2 protein-coding genes are annotated in these 2,373 nt (G+C 32.2%); one reads left to right on the plus strand and one right to left on the minus strand.

Translation table 11 applies throughout. The features are described 5' to 3' along the window. Positions 1–412: 412 nt before the first annotated feature. The gene (locus F6K23_RS40135) at positions 413–1,117 is read right to left on the minus strand and encodes a lectin-like protein (protein WP_293166745.1); all 705 of its coding nucleotides are present in this window, start codon (positions 1,115–1,117) and stop codon (positions 413–415) included. A 530-nt stretch (positions 1,118–1,647) separates the two neighbouring features. On the opposite strand from F6K23_RS40135, the gene F6K23_RS40140 reads away from it, so the two are divergent. Continuing rightward, a complete protein-coding gene (locus F6K23_RS40140) occupies positions 1,648–1,962 on the plus strand; it encodes a nucleotidyltransferase family protein (protein WP_293166747.1) in 315 nt (104 codons plus the stop codon). The last annotated feature ends 411 nt before the right edge of the window (positions 1,963–2,373 follow it).

A 2,373-nucleotide genomic window follows, 5' to 3' on the forward strand; every position in this document is an offset into this window, starting at 1 on the left:
AGTTATTTTATAGATGTGAAATAAGCGCTAAGATGGCAAGATAAATTTGTTTATATAGATACTATTTTTCTGCTAGTTATTAATAGTAAGTATCTCAAACACCTATTCTGGTGTACAAAGTAACTACTTTTGCGATTTTGCGATAACCTCCGGTTAAGCGTACGCTATCGCGATTCTAAAGGTAGTGATAGTAGGACTTTGGTTATTTTCGGAGATGTCTAATATATTGATAAACTTCAGAATATCGATCGTTAACATCATTTTTCCGTCATTGCGACCCATAGGGAAGCAATCTCAAGTCCTAGTTTTTCGTACCTCATGGGTAAGTTCTGAGAATTATTAACATATATATAACCGGATTCTATATTAAGATAGGAAAAAGGCAGTTTAACCAGGAAATAATCTTTATATATTAATCCTGATTAGGGCAATCTGTATATTCAACAATATATTGAGAAACTTCAGAATATCGATCATTAACATCATTATCATTCCACTTAAAACCTTCCTGAGAATATAAGGATATATGACCATAATCTTCACCCTCTCTACCATCATCTGGTTGAACGTTGTCACGCCAGTTAGAGTATACATTCTTAATAGGATCTCCATCGGATTTACCTATCCAAAATTGCATTCCTTTTTCTGTTTCTGGCCCTACTACCCACTCCCATATACCCTCGTTTCTTGCATCACTAGCACCAATCCAAGCACTATTTAGTTGACTTCTAACAAACACTTCTTCTCTATTTGAGTTCTGGTCTAATTGACGTAAATTTTGGCTATTCTCAATAAATTCTTGTTCCTCTTGTGAAGTAATTGTTACTAAATGTCCTGGAATTCCTCTATGATTTTTGTTCTTAGCTCTATTATTTGCTTCTGTCCAAGATATATCTTCTTCCACTAATTCATAGTAATGTTTACAATCATTATTTTCTTTGAAAACAGGAAGTTTTGGTTTGCATACCTGATATTCTTCGTCATAATATCTATTTTTGAAGAAACATTTCCATTGTGTAGGTAAAAATGCAGGTATAAAAGCAACTATCACTGCTGTAAAACTTGCCACGAAAATTCCAATGATAGCGATGATTTGGTCGCGAGTTAATCTGTTCATAAATTTACCCTAATTATGGTAGAAAAAATACAGGTAACTTTGTTAAATATCAACTAAATTTCAAATTTAGCCAATTTTTACTAAAATATAGTATATCAATGTAGTTAATATATATCCAAATCTCGCTTTGAGAGACTGTTTGTCAAATAAGTATTGAGAGATTATGGATTGACAAAATATAAAAGTGGGAATAAGTCTAGGGATTGAAATTTAGTGACAGAGTAGTGTCGCTACGCGGAAGTTAAAAGTCAAAAGTTAAAAGTCAATCATTTTTGATTGGTAAGGCTTTTATAATTTTGTAACTGGTTAGTTATTTCTGCCATCCTGTAGTAGTGTATTGCTATTAAACATCTCCAATAATAAAAAATAAAATCAATTACCGCACTCTTATTTATCAATTATTTTCCCCCTACTGCCCTACTAACTCTTTTCTGGAGATGTCTATTGAGACTTTATCAGTTATGTTGACAAATAGAAAGTATAGTTGTGTTTCCTTCCCACTCCCCTATTCCCTATTCCCTTAAATTATTATGAATCACAAACAATTACTCCAAGAAAAAAGAGAGAAAATATTAGAAATAGCCGCCCAACATCAAGCATCTAATATTCGGATTTTTGGTTCAGTTGCTAGAGGTGAAGAAACACCAAATAGCGATATTGATTTTTTGGTTGAATTTCATCCAGACTGTACTTTATTAGACCAAATTTCTCTAATTCAATCTTTAGAAGATTTATTAGGATATTCAGTCGATATTACAGAAGAAGATTGTCTACATTCCTTAATTAGAAAAAAAGTTTTACAAGAGGCAATTCACGGAAGTCAAAAGTTAAAAATCAAAAGTTAAAAGTTAAAAGTTAAAAGTTAAAAGTTAGATTTTATCGCCTCAAAATTTTAACGCTACATTCAACAATTAATAATGAATAATGAATAATGAATAATTACCTCTCCATGAATTGAAGAGGATTGACAAATTCATGAAAATTTTTTTCACAGGAGTCGATGGTCGGACAGCTCCTTTGACCTCGCCATCCCATCCTAGGTCATGCTGCGCAAACGACCGCTTATTATCCCCTTAAAAGGGCAGGCGCATACCCACAATTTTTCGGTAATTTACGGAAGTCGAAAGTCAAAAGTTAAAAGTTAAAAGTTAGATTTTATCGCCTCAAAATTTTAACGCTACATTCAACAATTAATAATGAATAATGAATAATGAATAATTACCTCTCCATGAATTGAAGAGGATTGACAAATTCAT

The sequence above is a fragment of the Okeania sp. SIO2C9 genome, from assembly GCF_010672455.1.
Lineage (GTDB): Bacteria > Cyanobacteriota > Cyanobacteriia > Cyanobacteriales > Microcoleaceae > Okeania.